The organism is Terriglobia bacterium, from assembly GCA_020072645.1.
Taxonomy (GTDB): domain Bacteria; phylum Acidobacteriota; class Terriglobia; order Terriglobales; family Acidobacteriaceae; genus Angelobacter.
Map to the genome: position 1 here is coordinate 170574 of JAIQGK010000010.1, position 17019 is coordinate 187592.

The following is a 17019-nucleotide window of genomic DNA, read 5'->3' on the forward strand; positions in this document are numbered from 1 at the left end:
GCCCTGAAATCTGCCGTCCGCCGCAGGCGCGAAAGCCTTTGCCGCCCAAAGCTGGCCCGACCCAACCTTCGCCGATCCAGGAGAGGATTCAGCTTGAAGAAAATTGCCTTGGAGATAGAGATAAGAGTGCCCTTCATGACCTGCCAACTGCCATATGACTTGTTATTACTTCCAGTTGGATGAAGCAGCAGCAGTTTTGGATGGATAGGACGGTGCCAAGCCTTAACATTCCCGGGGTCGGTCTCTTTGCGTTCTTCGCGCCCTTTGCGGTGATAACCCTACCGTTACACATCCGCCCCGTATTCTGTTAGCTTGAAATTGGATGATCTCTTTTTCCAATATCAATAAGCAGTACGGCAAACAGCTTGTGTTTGTCGACGCATCGTTCCAGCTCAATCCCGGCGAAAAGGTCGGCCTCGTCGGCCCCAACGGAGCAGGCAAGACCACGCTCTTTCGCATGGTCGTGGGTGAAGAAGAGCCCGACGAAGGTGAAGTCTCTGTCCCCAAGCGGCTCACCATCGGCTATTTCCGCCAGGATGTTGAAGAAATGTCGGGGCGCTCAGTGCTCGACGAAGCCATCGCCGGCAGCGGACGCGTCGGCGATCTACATCATGAGCTTGAAGCCTTGCAGCATGAAATGTCCGATCCCGCCAAGGCCAACGAGATGGACCGCGTGCTGGCCCGCTTTGGTGAAGTCCAGGAAGAGTATGAGCATCTTGGCGGATACGCCCTTGAGGCGCAGGCGCGCGAGGTGCTTCACGGTCTAGGGTTCAAGGATGATCAAATCGATGGCGACGTAGGCGCGCTTTCCGGTGGATGGAAGATGCGCGTCGCGCTGGCCCGCGTTCTCCTCGGCCGTCCCGATGTTCTGCTGATGGACGAACCCACCAACCACCTTGATCTTGAATCCATCATCTGGCTGGAGCAGTTTCTCAAGTCGTATCAGGGCGCGCTGCTCATGACCTCGCACGACCGCGAATTCATGAACCGCCTTGTCTCCAAAATCGCAGAGATCGAGTCTGGCGAAATCATCACCTACTCCGGCAACTATGATTTCTATGAGCGTGAGCGAAACATCCGCGCCGCGAACCAGCAGGCGGCTTTTGCGCGGCAGCAATCCATGCTGGCCAAGGAGCAGCGCTTTATTGACCGCTTTCGCACGCATGCCGCCAAGGCCGCGCAGGTGCAGAGCCGCATCAAGGCCCTAGATAAGATTGAAAAAATCGAGCTGCCCAAAAAGCGCCAGATCGTAAAGTTTGAGTTCCGTCCGCCGCCGCGTTCCGGCGAGCAGGTTGCCGTGATTGAAGACCTGCACAAGAGCTACGGGCCGCGCGTGATCTATGACGGCTTCAATCTCACCATTCGTCGCGGTGAGCGATGGGCCGTGATGGGCAGAAACGGCGCGGGTAAAACCACGCTGCTCAAGATGATTGCCGGCGCTTCGCAGCCCGACTCAGGCAGCGTGCGCCTGGGCGCGAGCCTTTACATGGGCTATTTCGCGCAGCAATCTCTTGATGTTCTTGATCCCGATCTCACCATCATCGAGCAGTTGCAGCGTGACTTTCCGCATGACAGCCTTGGCTCATTGCGCAACCTTGCCGGCGCATTCCAGTTTTCCGGTGACGATGTGGATAAAAAAATCCGCGCGCTTTCCGGTGGAGAAAAGTCCCGCCTGGTGATGGCCTTGATGCTCTATAACCCGCCCAACTTTCTCGTCCTGGACGAGCCCACTAACCATCTCGACTTGGCGACCAAAGAAATGCTGGTGGAAGCCCTCAAAGATTTTGAAGGCACCATGATTTTCGTCTCGCATGATCGCATGTTCCTGCGCGGCCTGGGCTCGCGCGTGCTGGAGCTCGGTGGCGAAAGCGGCACCGAGCGCACTCCGCAGGTCTATCCCGGATCGTATGTTGAGTACGTGCAGAAGATCGGCCATGAAGCGCCGGGAATTTACACTTAGATGTGAAGTGTGAACTTAAGCTACTCGAGCCCTTCCGCACCTTCCCACTTGCTCCCGCTTTTTTTACTGCAGAAAGCGAGCACGCCAAGGCTCCCCAACGATTGGACATATGCCCTTACTGGTCCCAAAAATCCTTTTGCGCAAGGATGCGACAGCGATGTAGCCGGCGTCACGCAAAGCCGGGGGCATAAGGCTGAGGAACATTGCGACGATAAACCAAAGGCCTCCCAGCCGCTTCATGACATAAATGACCGCGCTTGAACGGACCAGGATGGACTTCTTGTCGTCGATCACCACTACGCTATCCGGAAGGTTGACGAGGACATGCTCCGGAAGAGCGTTGCGCAGGGATTCTCCCTGAAGCGGGGCGAAGGAAAAAGGCTGAGCCGACTGGTCCTCTTTCAATACGAAGCGCACAAAGCCATGGCATAAACCGCAAGTACCGTCAAAGAAGATGGTTTGACTCTGAGCGCGCGGGCTGGGAATCCACGCCGGATCGAACGTGAAGAAATGCAGGATCAGCATTCCTGCCGTGAGATCGGAGAAGTTCACCAGAACCAACAGGCCAAGGTGCATGCAAACCATGGCCAGCCACAATAGGGGCCGCACTTTTCGGAACAGCGCCAGCGGGGAGAAACTCAGCTCCAGCGTGAGTCCTGACCATGTTGCAGTTTTCAAAATCCAGGGAGGCAGCCCCACCAAGAACGTGCGCAGGAACGTGTCGCGGGCCAGCGGGTTGGAGAGCACGCGGCTCAGTGCGCTGCCGTCAAGCCATGAAGGACTGATCAGCTTGGTATAGCCGCTGTAAGTGTAGGCCAGAGACATCAATATCCAGGCGGCAACGTAAATGTCTGCGGGAGGTTTCGCGGCTCCGATGTCGTACTTTTTCTCAATTGCGCGACCACGGGACTGAAGGGGTATCAAGGCGTGAGCAAGCAACAGCCATCCTATGAATGGCAATGAAGGATTGCCGATCAGCGGATTTCTTCCGTAGAGGCAAGCCAGCAGATACCAGATCAGCACTGCAGCCATGCGGTCGAATTTGGCAAAGATGAAAAACAAGCTGAGAACTGCTCCAACGCCCAAGCAAGACTCAACAAACAGTGGGGAGTCCCAAAGCGCAAAAATGTTCGGAAAGAGATGTATGAGAGGACTGAATGAGCCGTCTGGCAGAACGCCACCCGAAGAAAATAACTCGCCACCCCACGGCAGCAGCCCAAGAAAATGTTGAAGCAGATACAGCCCGAAAGTCACGCGATATATGGCGTACTGCCCATTCGTCCAGCCGTTTTTCATTTGCATGGCGCCTCAAATGTCAGCGGCAGCCCGCCGGTTTGAGAGCCCGTGCGTGTCTCCAGGCGCACGCGCGACGCGCCTTGCATATCTGCCGTATCGATCCCGAGCTCGTGCAATAACGGAGCATTACCGCATAGCGCATAGTGCGATACCGAGTTGAACATAGGGCGCAACGTATTGTCGGACTGCATGATTGGGCCATATGCAAGCACAGCTCCATAAACATTGCGGCGATTGTAAGGACCGCGCAATCCACGTGCACGCTCAGGGGTGATTTCCAGGGACTGGAAGTGGCCCGTCTTATCCGTCCACTCAAGGAAAAAGCGAGTGGAGTAAGTTTCCAGTCCGCGCACTGCGGAGAAGACTTTGGGCGCTGGAGAAGCAGCAGTTGCGGCCGCTAGACCTTTGATGGCGGGCATGCGCAGCACGTCTCCGGCCATCTGCAGTAGTCCCAGAGCCAGGAGAAAGACAACCGATTTCCTCATGATTGCTGACTCTCGGTCTTTAAGGCGTTTACATCGCGTCCGAGCAGCATCTCGCGAAAACGGTTTTCCTGTGCCGGCTCAAATCCACACTCGCTGTTCCATTCTCGCGGGTTCCTGAATGTGCCAAAAAGCATGTCCCACAATGGCAAGTCAGAGTAATTGAAGGAGTGAACACCCTTCTCATGATGAACACAATGGCTCTCTGGCCGTTGAAACAAAAAGCCCAGCCAGTAAGGCGTGCGCACGTTCCAGTGATATACAAGCTCGGCGAGCCCGCTCAACAGCACGGCTCCAGTGGCTGCTGCCGGCCCCACGCCAACCACAAGATAGAGAATCGCGCTCGATAGCACGCTGTTGATGAGAATTTCAAACGGATGTTTGTAGAAGCTGGTAATTACCTCAATCCGCTGAGGACTGTGATGGACCTGGTGGAACCAGCGCCAAAGGAAGTTGCTCTGGTGACGCCAACGGTGCCACCAATAATAAAAGAAGGTGATTGTGACGTAGCCAAGGATGGCTCCGCCATTTACGCCCAGCACATCGGCGTTCCAAGGACGATGTTGCAACATCCACCCGTTCCATCCCGCGCCGGCGATCCACACCGAGCCCACCTGGACGCCATTCAGCAGCAGCGCTCTCAACCACCATCCGCGCACCTGCGGCCAATTTCTTCCAGAGTGGCGAGACTCTACAACCATCATCATCAGCGCAACCGCCAGCACAATTCCAGGAATTATCAAGTTCTTAAGAAGCCCAGGCGTATTCATGGCAATTTGTCTCCTTGGCAAATAGTTCTTGCAGCTTGGTTACGCCTTTGTCAGCAGCAACGCGTCGAAGCTGTTCGCAAACTGATCGAGCGCATCGGATGTTCGTCTTTTGTCGCCGCTGGCAAGGTAATCCATCAAGAGCCCAACAACCGTACTGACAGCAAGGGTGGCCAGCGCCCGGCGCGTGGTTGGCGGAAGTTTTGACGGCAAGACAGAGGCCATCATCTCTACCCAGCTGGTAACCGCTCCCTCCAGGTAACGGCCGTATCGCTTCGGCTTTTGAAGGGCCAGCCCATGTACTTCAAAGAAAAGTCGCAGGTATCGCTCGTGCTCTTTGGAAATGGCCCAGTTCCAAAAAGCCCGCATCATTTGCGAGGGCTTTCGCCCCTGATCATTTTTCACCAGGGCCGCAAAGTTTTGTTGAACGCGATCTCTCACCACGATCATCGCGTCAGTAACCAGTGCCTCCTTGGAGCCGAAATGGTAGACCAGAAGCCTGGCCTTGCTGCCAACTTTGGCGGCAAGGGGCCGGAGGGACAGGTCCGCAACGCCGTGTTCCAGCAGGTACTCGATCGAAGCATCAAGCAGATCTTCCCGGCGCTCGGATTTACGTTTCATGTAACACACGTTACATGTAACAGTCGTTACAGTCAAGTAAAAAGTCAGGCGGTCAAGCTATCCTCGGTTCTGGCAGGCTATCTTGTTGAAGCCAACGGAACCTTCCCGGCTAAGAGGGGTTTCGGAAAGAATGTGATGTCTGGTTGGTGCCGGGAGGGGGAGTCGAACCCCAAGGGCCGGAGCCCGGCGGATTTTGAGTCCGCTGCTCCTGTTAGGAGCTTACAGGCAGGTCATCGAGCTCTGAAAGACTGTCTCTTGTTGGGCAAGTCATCGTTTCTCGTGCCACAATGATCGCTCAGCCGTTCGCAATCGATGGAGGACAACGAACAACGCTTATGTCAAAAGAGCTGCTATCAGTCGGAAAGCTTTCAGCTCCACACGGGGAAAAGCGGTATGGTGTAAATGAATTTCTGGTCCAAGGCCAGCCTTACCGTCTCCCGATGTGGCTCATCAATGGAGTCAGCGAAGGGCCGACGCTCGTCGTGACAGCCGGCGTGCATGCGGCTGAGTATGCCAGCATCGCGGCTGCGCTTGAACTCGGGCGCTCTCTTCATCCGGGAAGCCTATCCGGGCGCATGATCGTGGTGCCGGTTCTGGATATGCCGGCGTTCACCGCGCGTTCTATTTACGTCTGTCCTCTCGACGGCAAGAACCCGAATCGCGTATTTCCCGGTAATCCGCAGGGGAGCGCCTCTGAACAGATCGCCGATTGGGTGTTTCGCAACGTAATGTCGCAGGCAACTCATTACGTAGATTTACATGGCGGAGATTTGATCGAAGCATTGGTTCCGTTCACGATTTTCTTTCGCACTGGCGACAAGCGCATTGACGAAGCATCGCTGGAAATGGCCAGGGTCTTCGGTATTCATTTTCTGGTGTGCAGTGAGACGCCTGGGTCAACGTTCTGCGCGGCATCGCGCGCGGGCATTCCGTCCATCCTGACTGAAGCCGGCGGACAGGGAATCTGGACGGCCGAGGATGTCCGCTGCCATACCAATGGCCTTGATCGCCTGATGCGCCACCTGAAAATGATTCCGGGGAATGCTCCGGAGACCGTTCCGTTCACGCTTCTCGATCGGTTCCTTTGGCTTCGTAGCGAACACGAAAGTTTCTGGTATCCAGCGGTCGCTGTCAACGATCGAGTAAAGGCTGGGCAAAACCTGGGCGTCATTAAGGATTACGAAGGGCACGTGCTGCAAACGGCGATCAGCCCAGCCGATGGCATCGTTCTTTTCATCGTCTCGTCGTTAGCAATCAACCGTGGCGATCCTTTGTTGGCAGTCGGTGCTTGATCACATAGCCGATCCCATCGTAGTAGTGCTCTGGTGCACTGCGTTAGTGGCTGTTGCCAGCTACGCAGATGTCGCTGTATGTTAGATAAAAGGGTTAGTGACCAAACGTCCGCTGAAAATGCAGCCCACGTACAGCGACGTTAACGAACAATATCGCCTCGTTTGGCGGGACTGCGGTCCTGCAACCGCTACACCATCGCTACGGAGACCGTTAATGACATCGTGCACCGCCGTATTTCCTTCCCCCACCCAGCAACAACCTGCGTACGATCCGCTGCTCGACGACATTGGATACATGACCTGCATGACCCTGGTGCTGCTCGGAAATTACGCGCAAACCGGGCACCTCGGCGGTCCGCTGGCATACACACCGTACAACGTTGCCGCGCACCTGGCCGGTCCGGAAAATGGCGGACTCCGTTATGATTACCGCCGGCCCAAGCATCCTTACTCCGACAAATTCATGATGGCAGCGGGTCACTCTGTCCCAACGTGCTACGCGCTGTGGATGATCATGGGCGAAGCCCTGCGTCGCAAGTATCAGGAGACCGGTGATCCGCGTTACCACGTTGATCCGCACGTTGCGATGCTTCCGGTCGACGCCCTGGGATTCCGTCGCGGCGCGGGCGCGTTGAAGACGCTGCTGCAGGAAACGAACCTGGTTGACCATCCACTGTTTGCCACCGCGAAGGGCCGCGGCATTCGTGCGCTCTCAGGACATGCCGAGAGCATCGACTGCACCAACGACGTAAACGGCGGACCTTCTGGCGTCGGCATCGCGACCGCCGCGGGCAAGGCGATGTTCTGGGATGTGGCGGGCGCGCCTGATTCGCCGAAAGTGATCGCCTTGGAAGGCGAGTTCGCGCTCACTGAAGGTCATGCGCAGGAGTTGAAGACGCAGGCGCTCGCCTTACAAGTGGGAAAGCGTTTACGGGTCATGCTTTCCAACAACAACGCGGGTATCGACGACTGTCTGCTCGGCGGCGTGATCGCTGCGAAGTACGAGGGCGACTACGATCTCGTAAACCAATGGACGTCTTATGGATGGAACGTTTTCACCCTGTCAAACGGTAACGACTATAACGAAGTAACCGCGGCCCTGAAGGCAATGGACGCAGTGGATCCGAACGACCGCCGCCCCATCATCGCGATCGGCAGGACCATCAAGGGCTATTGGCCCGCAGCCGCTGACGGGAAACTCCCCGGCTACGGCGCGCAGTTGGTGAGTTACGCAAGCCATCCTTACGCGCTGAAGATGAACTCGGAGTATTTTCTCGCGCTGGCGCAGTCGTTCGAGAAGCATTACGGCGTGGAGTTCGAAGGCATTCGCAAAGGCCCAGTCACCGACAATCGCGAGCGTTTGATTCAGTTCAAGACGAACATCGACGTGGTGATGTCACTGCTCGACCGCAACGGATTGGGTGATCGCCTGGCGGATCGTTTGGTGACAATCGGCGACACCGTGCGCGACGATGTGAAGTTGCGTATCTCAGCCACCGCTGATCCATTCCTTGACGATCGCCTGCGTGTCGCGGCGCTCCCGGAAGCCCCGCAGAAGCTTTCAATTCGTAATGCGGTTTCCGGCGCGCAGAAAGAAGTCAGCATTTCGCTCTTCAAGAAACCCGGCGAGATAGCCGGAGCCAGGCGAGCGATTTCGGAAATCGTCAAGTGGATGAACTATGTCACGGACGGGCGCTTCTTCACCCTGGCCGCCGACCTTTCAGAGTCCATCAACGTTGAGCACGGCAGTTTGTGGGGTCACTATAGTCCCACGGACAACCCGCTGGGAACGCGGTGTAAAGCGCCCATTCAGGAAGCGGGCAACGTTTCTACCGCCATCGGTCTGGTGAGTCAAAGCGCTTCCGTCGATCCCGAAAAATTTGCCGGCGTTTGGGCCCTGAGTGGTACCTATGGAGCGTTTACGCCGCTCATGTACACCCCGGCGCGTGTCTGGAGTCAACAAAATCAGGACAGCAAGTTCCGCGTCGGTGTGCTGCATATTCTCACCGCGCACTCCGGACCTGAAACCGCGGCCGACGCGCGCACACACTTCGGCATCTTTGCTCCGCAAGTGTGGAAGCTGTTCCCGCGAGGTCAGGTGATCAATCTGAGTTTTTGGGATTACAACGACGTCGCGCCCGGCTATTTCGCGGCGGCGGAAATCGCGGCCCGCGATCCGCGCGTGGGCATCATCACGCTGGAAGTTGCGCGACCCGATTTCGCGGTCGCGGACCGAAGCCATTTCGCCGACTCCGATCTGCGCGCCGCCGCCAAGGGCCTTTACGTGATCCGCGATTTCGCGCCCAACCAGCCGCGCCACGGTTACGTGATTGCGCAGGGATCCAGTTCAACCGTGAATCTGGTGAAAGTGCTGCCGAGACTCGAAGCAGCCGGTGTAAACGTAAAAGTGATCGCTGCCATCAGCGAGGAGTTGTTCGACCGTCAGCCGCAGGCATATCGCGATTCCGTGCTGCCCCCCGAAGCCCGCTACGACCTGATGGTGGTCTCGACAGGCACACGGCGCATGTGGCCGCTGCGCAACCTGGGTCCTTTGACCGATGAGTATTCACTCACGTCCGACTTTGATAATTGCTGGAGGACCGGCGGACTGGAACCGGATGTGATTGCGGAAGCGCATCTCGATCCTGATTCGATCTTCTCAGGCGTGAAGCGGTTCGCAGACGAGCACGAGAGGCGCGTCAGCGATCAACGCAAAATGATTGGTTAGCCAAGGAATTGGCACAAGACCTTCAATTGGTCGACACTCTCTTCGTAGCTGTCGATTTGCACTCAGAGGAACGCGGACCGATGCCGCGGCAGGTGGAGTCCTGACTCACGCCCGAGTCAACTTTAGCATCATTGATTGGCTGGTGCCGGGAGGGGGAGTCGAACCCCCAAGGGCCGAAGCCCGGCGGATTTTGAGTCCGCTGCGTCTGCCAGTTCCGCCATCCCGGCTTAGGGTTGGAGAACATTGATAGAGTAGCACAAATGCCCGTAATGATTGATCTTACGGGCGTTTTTCATTCCTGCTTTCATTACCTGAACTTATTCATGGATAACACCCATTATCACGGTTACTGCACGCGCATTTTGGCCTTCTGGGATCTCTGAGTGACTAGTAGCTGGTGGTGCCAATGCGCGGTGCTATGATTTTGCACTGTCGGCAAGTGTTTTCAAACTTGCTCAGGTTTCTCGCATCTCCGGATGGAGGATCAATGCTTACAGAATCGGAAAGCGGCCATTCCCACCACCACAGTACCGGCATCCGTTGGGTCGATTTGATCGTAGCGTCGAGTGCCATTTTCATCTCAATCGTATCGCTTGTTGTCTCCATAGGTCATGGACGAACAATGGAGCAGTTGGTCAAGGAAAATCGAAAGATGGTAGCAGGCAGCACAATGCCTTTTCTGACCGTTGGCGGTAGCCAATTCGACTCCAAAGATCGACGCAGACTCGTGCTGATCTTGAAGAATGGGGGAGTTGGGCCGGCGAGGATCGAGTGGTTTGAAGTCCGTTATAAAGGGGTGCCGTACAGTTCTGAAGACGCGCTATTACATGCTTGCTGTCTCTCGGCATTGCCGAAAGGAAGCGTTCCCTCAGGTGCATTTTATGCCAACGTTTCGGGAACCATGCTCCCGCAACGGGAGAGTATTGAATTCATTAATTTCCAGCCTGAGGTTAATAAGGATCTGATAGATGCCTTGGATGCGGCGAGGCGCGATATCACGTTTAATGCCTGTTACTGTTCGGTCCTGGATGAATGCTGGCAGACCGATTTCTCTTCAAGCCACCCCAAGCGGGTGGGAGAATGTCACGCGCCGCCCGATAACACACTGTGGTAAGCAGGGCCAGTGGGGAAAAAATTTGAACGCAAAATGTGCCATGTCAGCAAGTTTCCTGATGTCGGTGCTTCATATTTGGGCGACCGTGTTCTAATAGACATTCCGGGTTTGCTGGAAGACCGCAGTTACATCGCGTTCACAGCACAAGCAGGGAAACTATGGGATGGTTAGGCTCAATATTGCGCATGCTGGCGCCAATCGCGGTGGAGCACGGCGGAAATGTGTTGCGCGACTCGCTCAGGTCTCGCGCCGCTCAGGGGCAGGCGCAAGCGGGCACGCCTCTGGGGCCTGATCCTGTACAACTGCTCGCCGCCGATGTAGACCAGATCAAAGGCTACGTGCTGCAGTTGAAGTCTGATCTTGAAATGCTCAACAATGTGGCTGCCGAACGTGAAGAGCGCCTGCGCCGCTGGCTGCTGGCGCTGCTGGTCTGGAACGCCGTAATGACGGTGGGCCTGGTCGTACTGGCCTTTGTCCTTCGCCGCTAAGCGCGGCTATATTTTTCAGCGATTGGGCGAAGATGATCACCAGTGCATCAAAACCGCGCTCTCATAGCCTTAACGGGGTACGGATTGCAACGCAGGTTCTCCGCTTGCGTTGCGTCCTTTGCGCCCTTTGCGGTAAAAGCTTTTCCTAGCCACTCCTTATGCAAAGTTTCGATGTGATCATTCTCGGCGCTGGAGCTGCCGGCCTTATGTGCGCCATTGAAGCCGGTAAGCGTGGCCGCCGCGTGGCCGTGCTGGAGCGCGCCGAGCGCATCGGCAAAAAGATCCTGATCTCCGGAGGCGGGCGCTGCAACTTTACCAACCTGCATTGCCGTCCGGAAAACTTTATCTCAGCCAATCCGCACTTTGCCAAGTCCGCTCTGGCGCGCTATACGCCTGCCGATTTCATTGCGCTGGTGGAAAAGCACGGCATTGCCTACCACGAGAAGACTCTGGGCCAGCTTTTCTGTGACGGATCGGCCCAGCACATTCTGACCATGCTGGAAACCGAGTGTCGCACTGCGGGTGTGCGCATTCAGACCAATGTGAACGTCGAGCACGTATCGAAAGAAGATGGTTTTCTGGTGCGCGCCGGTGACGATAAGTTTCAAGCGGAGTCGCTGGTCGTGGCGACCGGCGGCCTCTCGATCCCCAAGATGGGTGCAACAGGTTTTGGTTACGATCTGGCGCGGCAGTTTGGGCTGAAGATCGTGGAGCCCCGGCCCGCGCTTGTGCCGTTTACACTCAATCAAGATGACGCGGCACACTTTTGCGATCTTGCCGGGGTTTCGGCTGAGGTGATTGCGTCAATCGGTGCTCAGCATTTTCGCGAAAAGATGCTGATCACGCATCGCGGAATGAGCGGCCCGGCAATCCTGCAAGTATCTTCTTACTGGAAGCCGGGGCAGTCCGTGTCGCTCGATCTTGCCCCTGAACGCGAACTGACCGCTGCGTTGCGTGATCCTAAAAAACCGCGCGACATCAACTCGGCCAAATTGGCGTTCAAAGCTGCTTTGCCCAATCGCTTTGCCGAGCGTTGGCTTGAGGTGTATCCGCCGCACGGCTGGAGCAATCATGCGCTCGACGAACTGGAACGGCTTGCGCACAACTGGCAGATCACACCAGCAGGCACCGAGGGCTACGCGAAAGCTGAAGTCACCGCAGGCGGCGTGGACACGAATGAACTCTCGGCCAAGACCATGGAAAGCCGCAAAGTTCCGGGGCTGTATTTTATCGGTGAGGTAGTGGACGTCACCGGCCATCTTGGCGGGTTCAACTTCCAGTGGGCCTGGGCATCAGGATTCAGTGCAGGCCACTCGGCGTAGATCCAAATCTCATCACTGATCAACAGTGATGATACTGATCGGAAATGGCAAGTCGCCCGCCAAAATACATTGGTTAAATAATTGGCGGTGATTTGTTCTCTAAGGATTGCGATCAACCAGATCAGCAGAAGTCTATCGGAGCGATAGATTCTCACCTTCTGCTGCTGGAAGAATTGATAACTTGAGTGATCTGTTTAACTTCCGGAACCGCCCCTAACGTTCCGGTCATTCAATTACACCTGCGCAGCTCTTTTTCCCCACATGGTTAAAGCCAAGTTGTCGGCGATTATACGCATCCTCGCGACATTGCCAAGAAAAAATTCAAGAAGCGCAAAGTCGTCCGCTGAGGGAACACGAAACAGCGGCACAACAACAATATTTTGAGTGATTTACCAAGAACCGATCTGTCAGATTGTGCAGTTTAGAACATATATAATTTCTGCTTTAATAGTGGGGTATTAGAAGAAGCAAGGATTTTTTCACGGAGCATGGCATGAAGATCGGAATCCTGGGAGCAGGCAACATTGGCGCCACTGCTGCGCGGCTTTTCGTGGCCGCCGGACATGACGTGGCTGTCAGCAACTCGCGCGGACCGGATTCTTTACGCGATCTGATCGTCGAGCTTGGTCCGCAGGCAAATGCCATGACGATTCGCGACGCGGCCCGCTTTGGCGAAGTAATATTGCTCGCCGTTCCGTGGCGCTCGCCAGAGGCTCTGCCCGAACCGGAGCTGCTGCGCAACAAAATTGTGATTGACGCCATGAATCCCTACCGGCCCGACGGCGGGTTTTACGATCTGGGCGGATCCACCTCATCGGAGGAAGTCCTGAAGCGGATGCCCGGATCGCGACTGGTAAAAGCCTTCAACACCATTTATTACGTCCATCTGGCGGGCCGTGGCCGCAAAGACCTGCCCATAGACGAGCGTCATACCATTTATCTCGCGGGTGATGATGTTGAGGCGAAAAAGATCGTCGCAGAGTTGATTGAGGAAATCGGCTTTGCGGCGGTCGATACCGGATCGCTGCGCGAAGGGGGACGCCTGCAAGAACCGGACTCACCTATCTACAACAAAACCTATAATGCCCGTGAAGCCCGGCAGTTTCTCTCCACGCTCGAAGAAAAAAAAGCATGAGAATCTGGCGGCTTTTGTGTCTTGTGCTTCTGTCTCTGCTGGTCCTGCCTTTGATGGCGCAGGAAGCCGGGGACAAAGTTGTTTCCATCGCTCAGGCTGTGGAGAACGCGGTGCAGCAGAGCAAGCTCACGCTGGCGGGCGGTGCTCCATTCCATTTGAAAGCGCACATCACGAACTCCGGTGCGCCCAAACCGGAGTACACGGCTGACGTGGAAGAGTATTGGGTGTCGCCGGAAAAATGGCAGCGCACGGTGCAATCCCCCGGCTTTTCGCAGACGTTAATCGTCAATGGCGACAAGGTCTCTGAAAAACTCACGGGCGACTATTACCCTTTCTGGCTGCACGATCTGGTTACCGCGCTGTTTGATCCGCTGCCAATGGCGGACCAACTCAAAGCTATGCAGGGACAACTGGAGATCCCGGAAGATTCAACCAAATCAAACTCCTGTTTGAACATGCAAACTAAAGTGGGAATCGCCCCGGCGCAAAACAGCCTGGGCATGGGTTTTTGTTTTGGCGGCAGGGGCGGACTGCTTCAGGCGGCGGTCACTCCCGGTTACAAGGCGCAATTTGATAGCTATCTGCCGTTCAAGAAGAAGATGATTGCGCGAACCATCAAGGCTGAATTTGCGCCAGACCTTGTACTTACCGCAAAAATCACCCAGCTTGACGAACTCCCCAGCCCCGACGAAAAGCTATTCGCCATCGATGCCCCAACGCCTGCTGCAGACCAAATGAAGACCTTCCAGGTGACGGAAGGTTCAGCGCGGGCTTTGGCTGTGAACACTCCGGCCATCGTGTGGCCAACGGTGCGCGAAGGGAAGACTGAAGGAGTAATGAGCGTCTATGTCTCAGTCGATCGCTCAGGGCAGGTCCGCGAAGTTTGGCCTCTGGCGACCAATAACCCGGAGCTAAACCAGGCAGCTCGCGAACAGCTTCTGCGCTGGCAATATAAGCCATATAACAATGGTGGGCCATCACAGATGGAAGCGGTGCTGACGTTCGCATTTGCCACCCGCATTGAAAATCCCGTACCGGTTTTGAGTGATGCGCAAGCGCGCAAGCTGGCTACCCGCGTAGTTGAAGCCGTGGTCCCGCCGGGTAAAGCCAGTAAGGGAACGAAATTTACATTGCGAGTTTCAGTGGACGAAGCCGGCAAAGCGCAGACGGTCCAGAACCAGAACAAAGTGGCGCCCGCGCTTTATACGGCCGGGGTCGCCGCGCTGAAGCAGTGGCGTTTTCGTCCATACATGAATCAGGGCAAACCAGACAGGTTTTACGCTGACATTACCTTCCAGGTGCGCTGACTTTCAGGCCGTCTATAATGTCGTTTACCTTGCTGTCCTTAAAAGTTGCATTGGATAACGCTGGGACGGACTGCCTCATCTATATATCCGCATGAAATTCATTTCAGCAGGAACTTGCGCATGAAAACGAACTTCGTTCTTTCTCTGGCTCTCTCCGCTTTTGCATTTCTGCCACTCACCGCCCAGCAAGGCGCCGCGCCCGCCACGCCGGACAATCAGAATCCACCTCAGTCAACCCAGAGTTCCCCGGAAAACAATTCACCACAGGACGCGCAAAAACCAGATGCTCAGTCCAACGCCGATGATAGGCAGAATGATGATCAGCAAAACGCAAAAGTCCCTGTTTACCGCGTGACGGTAGTGGAGCGCACCACGCAAGCGGTGGATTACCGCGATCGTGGCGGCACCACGCAGGTGGATTTCAAGGGGACGTCGCTCATGCCTGCGGTGGACGGAAACGCCAAGGTCACCGGGCACACGGGCCGGTTGGCGATTGATGCTTCGCTGCATCATCTGGCGCCGCCGCGCAGCTTTGGTCCGGAATACCTGACGTATGTTCTGTGGGCCATCACGCCGGAAGGCCGTCCGCTCAACATGGGTGAAATCAGGCCCAATGACGACGGCAACTCACGCCTGCAAGTCACCAGCGGATTGCAGGAGTTCGGAATGATTGTGACGGCGGAGCCATACTTCGCGGTCACGCGTCCCAGTAATCTGGTGGTCGCGGAAAACATTGTGCGGCAGGATACAGCGGGCGGAATTCATCCCATTTCAGCCAAGTTCGATCTGCTGCAAAAAGGCCAGTACACCGTGAATATTCCGGCAGACCAGTTGCCCGCCACCACCGCAGACAGAAGGACGCCGCTGGAGTTGCTGGAAGCACAAAATGCCATCGCTATTGCGCAGGCCGCTGGAGCCGACCAATACGCGGCTGACACGCTGGGGAAAGCCAAGGCGTATTTGGCGCAAGGCCAGAATTATCTCAAGCAAAAGCAGAACATTACGCCCATCGGGGCGGTGGCGCGCGCGGCCACACAAGCGGCTGAAGACGCCCGGCTGTTGACGCTCCAGAAAAAGCAGGAAGAGCAAACCGCGGCGGAAAAACAACGCGCCCTGGACCGCATACAGCAGGCGCAATCGCAGGCTGAATCTGAAGCGGCCCGTGCTGAAGCAGCCCGCCTGGACGCGCAACACCAGAAAGAGCAACGCGAATTGGCAGAGCAGGAACGCCAGGCCGCGGAACAAGCGCGGTTAGAAGCGGAACAGGCTGCGCAACAGGCGGCACAGGATCGGGCCGCTGCCCAACAACAACTACAGGCATCCGAACAGGCTCGCCAAACTGCGGCACAACAGGCCGAGCAAGCCCGCTTGCAGGCGCAGCAAGCTGATCAGGCCCGGGCGCAGGCGATACAACAGGCAGAAGAGCAACGCCAGCGTTTGCTCAAGCAACTCAACCAGGTCCTGCAAACGCGTGACAGCGCCCGCGGACTGATCGTAAGCATGTCCGACGTGCTTTTCGACTTCAATCGAGCCACGCTGAAGCCAGGGGCCCAACTGCGTCTGGCAAAAGTCTCAGGCATCATCATGGCTTATCCAGACCTCAAGCTGGAAATTGACGGCTTTACTGACAACAAGGGAACGCCGCAGTACAACATGACTCTTTCCGACAAACGGGCCAAGGCCGTGCGCGATTTTCTGGTTTCTCAAGGCGTAGGCACTGACGCTGTCACAACCAAGGGATTCGGAGAATCAAATCCTGTAGCCACTAATGCCACAGCCGCCGGACGCCAGCAGAATCGCAGAGTGGAACTGGTCGTAAGCGGCAGCTCGATTGGCAGCAACGGCGCGCCCGGATCGATGGTTGGCACAAGTCCCGGTTCTGCCGGCGGAGTTTCTGGAGCCACGCAGACCAACCCGAGTTCTCCGCAGCCTGTTACCTCTGCTCCGGGCAGCGTTGCCAGTCCGGCAGGGACATCGGGAACACAAACCATTCCATCGAACGGCTCGCAACCTCCGGTATCGAATCCTCCTCCAGCGGACAACAAGCCGCCGAATCTTTAAGTTTCAACTTTGTTTTGAAAATAGATGCTGCGAAAAGTAGCATCTATTTTTTGCAGCTTATTGTTTTTAATCGGGTAGAAGGATATTAAAGAAGTAACCTGTGAACCTCGATCACAAATCGGCTCTATCTTTATATTATGAGGTGGAACAAGTTTGTGCTATTCGCCTTCCTCATCGAGCACAGGCAGGCTGTAAAGCGACACATGGCCGCGCCGTTCGCGCTCCAATTCCGGCAATTCACGGACCAGTTCAAACCGCACTTCCTCATGGCATTTACCGCAAGGCGGGAAGGTTTGTCCCCCAATCAAGGTTACCTCATGGGGCAGCCGATGTTGGGAGTGAATCACGCGATAAATCCCGCTTTCAGGAATGATGGACGAGCTTTTGTAAAGCAAAGCCATAATGGTGTGCACTTTTGAACAAGAGCTCGCAAGATTGCCGCTAAC

14 protein-coding genes and 2 tRNA genes are annotated in these 17019 nt (G+C 56.0%); 9 read left to right on the top strand and 7 right to left on the bottom strand.

Going from position 1 to position 17019, the window contains the following annotated elements; translation table 11 throughout:
- Positions 1–322: 322 nt before the first annotated feature.
- A complete protein-coding gene (locus LAO76_15315; GenBank protein MBZ5492297.1) occupies positions 323–1960 on the top strand; it encodes an ATP-binding cassette domain-containing protein in 1638 nt (545 codons plus the stop codon).
- Positions 1961–2023: 63 nt separating this feature from the next.
- Here the strand turns inward: LAO76_15315 and LAO76_15320 are convergent, their stop codons facing one another.
- The 5 genes from LAO76_15320 to LAO76_15340 all read right to left on the bottom strand — a co-directional run bounded on the left by LAO76_15320 (position 2024) and on the right by LAO76_15340 (position 5353).
- Positions 2024–3262: a DCC1-like thiol-disulfide oxidoreductase family protein gene (locus tag LAO76_15320; protein MBZ5492298.1), complete on the bottom strand. Its 1239-nt coding sequence runs from the start codon at positions 3260–3262 to the stop codon at positions 2024–2026.
- Positions 3253–3741, bottom strand: a complete 489-nt coding sequence (locus tag LAO76_15325) for a hypothetical protein (GenBank protein MBZ5492299.1) — start codon at positions 3739–3741, stop codon at positions 3253–3255. Before LAO76_15325 ends, LAO76_15320 begins: the two co-directional genes overlap by 10 nt.
- On the bottom strand, positions 3738–4508 hold the full coding sequence (locus LAO76_15330) for a sterol desaturase family protein (GenBank protein ID MBZ5492300.1): 771 nt from the start codon (positions 4506–4508) through the stop codon (positions 3738–3740). Before LAO76_15330 ends, LAO76_15325 begins: the two co-directional genes overlap by 4 nt.
- 39 nt (positions 4509–4547) lie before the next feature.
- Positions 4548–5126 (bottom strand): TetR/AcrR family transcriptional regulator, encoded by a 579-nt coding sequence (locus tag LAO76_15335; GenBank protein ID MBZ5492301.1) that lies wholly within the window; start codon positions 5124–5126, stop codon positions 4548–4550.
- Between the two features lie 144 nt (positions 5127–5270).
- Positions 5271–5353 (bottom strand) — tRNA-Leu (locus LAO76_15340).
- Positions 5354–5461: 108 nt separating this feature from the next.
- On the opposite strand from LAO76_15340, the gene LAO76_15345 reads away from it, so the two are divergent.
- Both LAO76_15345 and LAO76_15350 read left to right on the top strand, forming a co-directional pair.
- A complete protein-coding gene (locus tag LAO76_15345) occupies positions 5462–6418 on the top strand; it encodes a succinylglutamate desuccinylase/aspartoacylase family protein (GenBank protein ID MBZ5492302.1) in 957 nt (318 codons plus the stop codon).
- Positions 6419–6632: 214 nt separating this feature from the next.
- Positions 6633–9146: a hypothetical protein gene (locus LAO76_15350; GenBank protein ID MBZ5492303.1), complete on the top strand. Its 2514-nt coding sequence runs from the start codon at positions 6633–6635 to the stop codon at positions 9144–9146.
- Positions 9147–9286: 140 nt separating this feature from the next.
- On the opposite strand, the gene LAO76_15355 is transcribed toward LAO76_15350, so the two are convergent.
- A tRNA-Leu gene (locus tag LAO76_15355) sits at positions 9287–9373 on the bottom strand.
- A gap of 260 nt (positions 9374–9633) precedes the next feature.
- Here LAO76_15355 and LAO76_15360 point away from each other — a divergent pair.
- The 6 genes from LAO76_15360 to LAO76_15385 all read left to right on the top strand — a co-directional run bounded on the left by LAO76_15360 (position 9634) and on the right by LAO76_15385 (position 16573).
- A complete protein-coding gene (locus tag LAO76_15360) occupies positions 9634–10260 on the top strand; it encodes a hypothetical protein (GenBank protein MBZ5492304.1) in 627 nt (208 codons plus the stop codon).
- Positions 10261–10418: 158 nt separating this feature from the next.
- Positions 10419–10748, top strand: coding sequence for a hypothetical protein (locus LAO76_15365; protein MBZ5492305.1), 330 nt, complete (start codon positions 10419–10421; stop codon positions 10746–10748).
- Positions 10749–10906: 158 nt separating this feature from the next.
- Positions 10907–12070, top strand: a complete 1164-nt coding sequence (locus LAO76_15370) for an NAD(P)/FAD-dependent oxidoreductase (protein MBZ5492306.1) — start codon at positions 10907–10909, stop codon at positions 12068–12070.
- Positions 12071–12563: 493 nt separating this feature from the next.
- Positions 12564–13205: an NADPH-dependent F420 reductase gene (locus LAO76_15375; protein MBZ5492307.1), complete on the top strand. Its 642-nt coding sequence runs from the start codon at positions 12564–12566 to the stop codon at positions 13203–13205.
- Positions 13202–14512 (top strand): energy transducer TonB, encoded by a 1311-nt coding sequence (locus LAO76_15380; GenBank protein ID MBZ5492308.1) that lies wholly within the window; start codon positions 13202–13204, stop codon positions 14510–14512. The genes LAO76_15375 and LAO76_15380 overlap by 4 nt, the downstream gene beginning before the upstream one ends.
- Before the next feature lie 120 nt (positions 14513–14632).
- Complete coding sequence (locus LAO76_15385) at positions 14633–16573, top strand: OmpA family protein (protein MBZ5492309.1); 1941 nt, start codon at positions 14633–14635, stop codon at positions 16571–16573.
- A 158-nt stretch (positions 16574–16731) separates the two neighbouring features.
- Here the strand turns inward: LAO76_15385 and LAO76_15390 are convergent, their stop codons facing one another.
- Positions 16732–16974 carry a hypothetical protein gene (locus LAO76_15390; GenBank protein MBZ5492310.1) on the bottom strand — a complete coding sequence of 81 codons (243 nt, stop codon included), beginning with the start codon at positions 16972–16974 and terminating at the stop codon, positions 16732–16734.
- Positions 16975–17019: the final 45 nt, after the last annotated feature.

What these genes read in the sequence shown, in the direction of transcription:
- LAO76_15315 (MBZ5492297.1), top strand. Translation starts at nt 323, where the DNA reads ATGATCTCTTTTTCCAATATCAATAAGCAGTACGGCAAACAGCTTGTG.
- LAO76_15320 (MBZ5492298.1), bottom strand. Translation starts at nt 3,262, where the DNA reads ATGCAAATGAAAAACGGCTGGACGAATGGGCAGTACGCCATATATCGC.
- LAO76_15325 (MBZ5492299.1), bottom strand. Translation starts at nt 3,741, where the DNA reads ATGAGGAAATCGGTTGTCTTTCTCCTGGCTCTGGGACTACTGCAGATG.
- LAO76_15330 (MBZ5492300.1), bottom strand. Translation starts at nt 4,508, where the DNA reads ATGAATACGCCTGGGCTTCTTAAGAACTTGATAATTCCTGGAATTGTG.
- LAO76_15335 (MBZ5492301.1), bottom strand. Translation starts at nt 5,126, where the DNA reads ATGAAACGTAAATCCGAGCGCCGGGAAGATCTGCTTGATGCTTCGATC.
- LAO76_15345 (MBZ5492302.1), top strand. Translation starts at nt 5,462, where the DNA reads ATGTCAAAAGAGCTGCTATCAGTCGGAAAGCTTTCAGCTCCACACGGG.
- LAO76_15350 (MBZ5492303.1), top strand. Translation starts at nt 6,633, where the DNA reads ATGACATCGTGCACCGCCGTATTTCCTTCCCCCACCCAGCAACAACCT.
- LAO76_15360 (MBZ5492304.1), top strand. Translation starts at nt 9,634, where the DNA reads ATGCTTACAGAATCGGAAAGCGGCCATTCCCACCACCACAGTACCGGC.
- LAO76_15365 (MBZ5492305.1), top strand. Translation starts at nt 10,419, where the DNA reads ATGGGATGGTTAGGCTCAATATTGCGCATGCTGGCGCCAATCGCGGTG.
- LAO76_15370 (MBZ5492306.1), top strand. Translation starts at nt 10,907, where the DNA reads ATGCAAAGTTTCGATGTGATCATTCTCGGCGCTGGAGCTGCCGGCCTT.
- LAO76_15375 (MBZ5492307.1), top strand. Translation starts at nt 12,564, where the DNA reads ATGAAGATCGGAATCCTGGGAGCAGGCAACATTGGCGCCACTGCTGCG.
- LAO76_15380 (MBZ5492308.1), top strand. Translation starts at nt 13,202, where the DNA reads ATGAGAATCTGGCGGCTTTTGTGTCTTGTGCTTCTGTCTCTGCTGGTC.
- LAO76_15385 (MBZ5492309.1), top strand. Translation starts at nt 14,633, where the DNA reads ATGAAAACGAACTTCGTTCTTTCTCTGGCTCTCTCCGCTTTTGCATTT.
- LAO76_15390 (MBZ5492310.1), bottom strand. Translation starts at nt 16,974, where the DNA reads ATGGCTTTGCTTTACAAAAGCTCGTCCATCATTCCTGAAAGCGGGATT.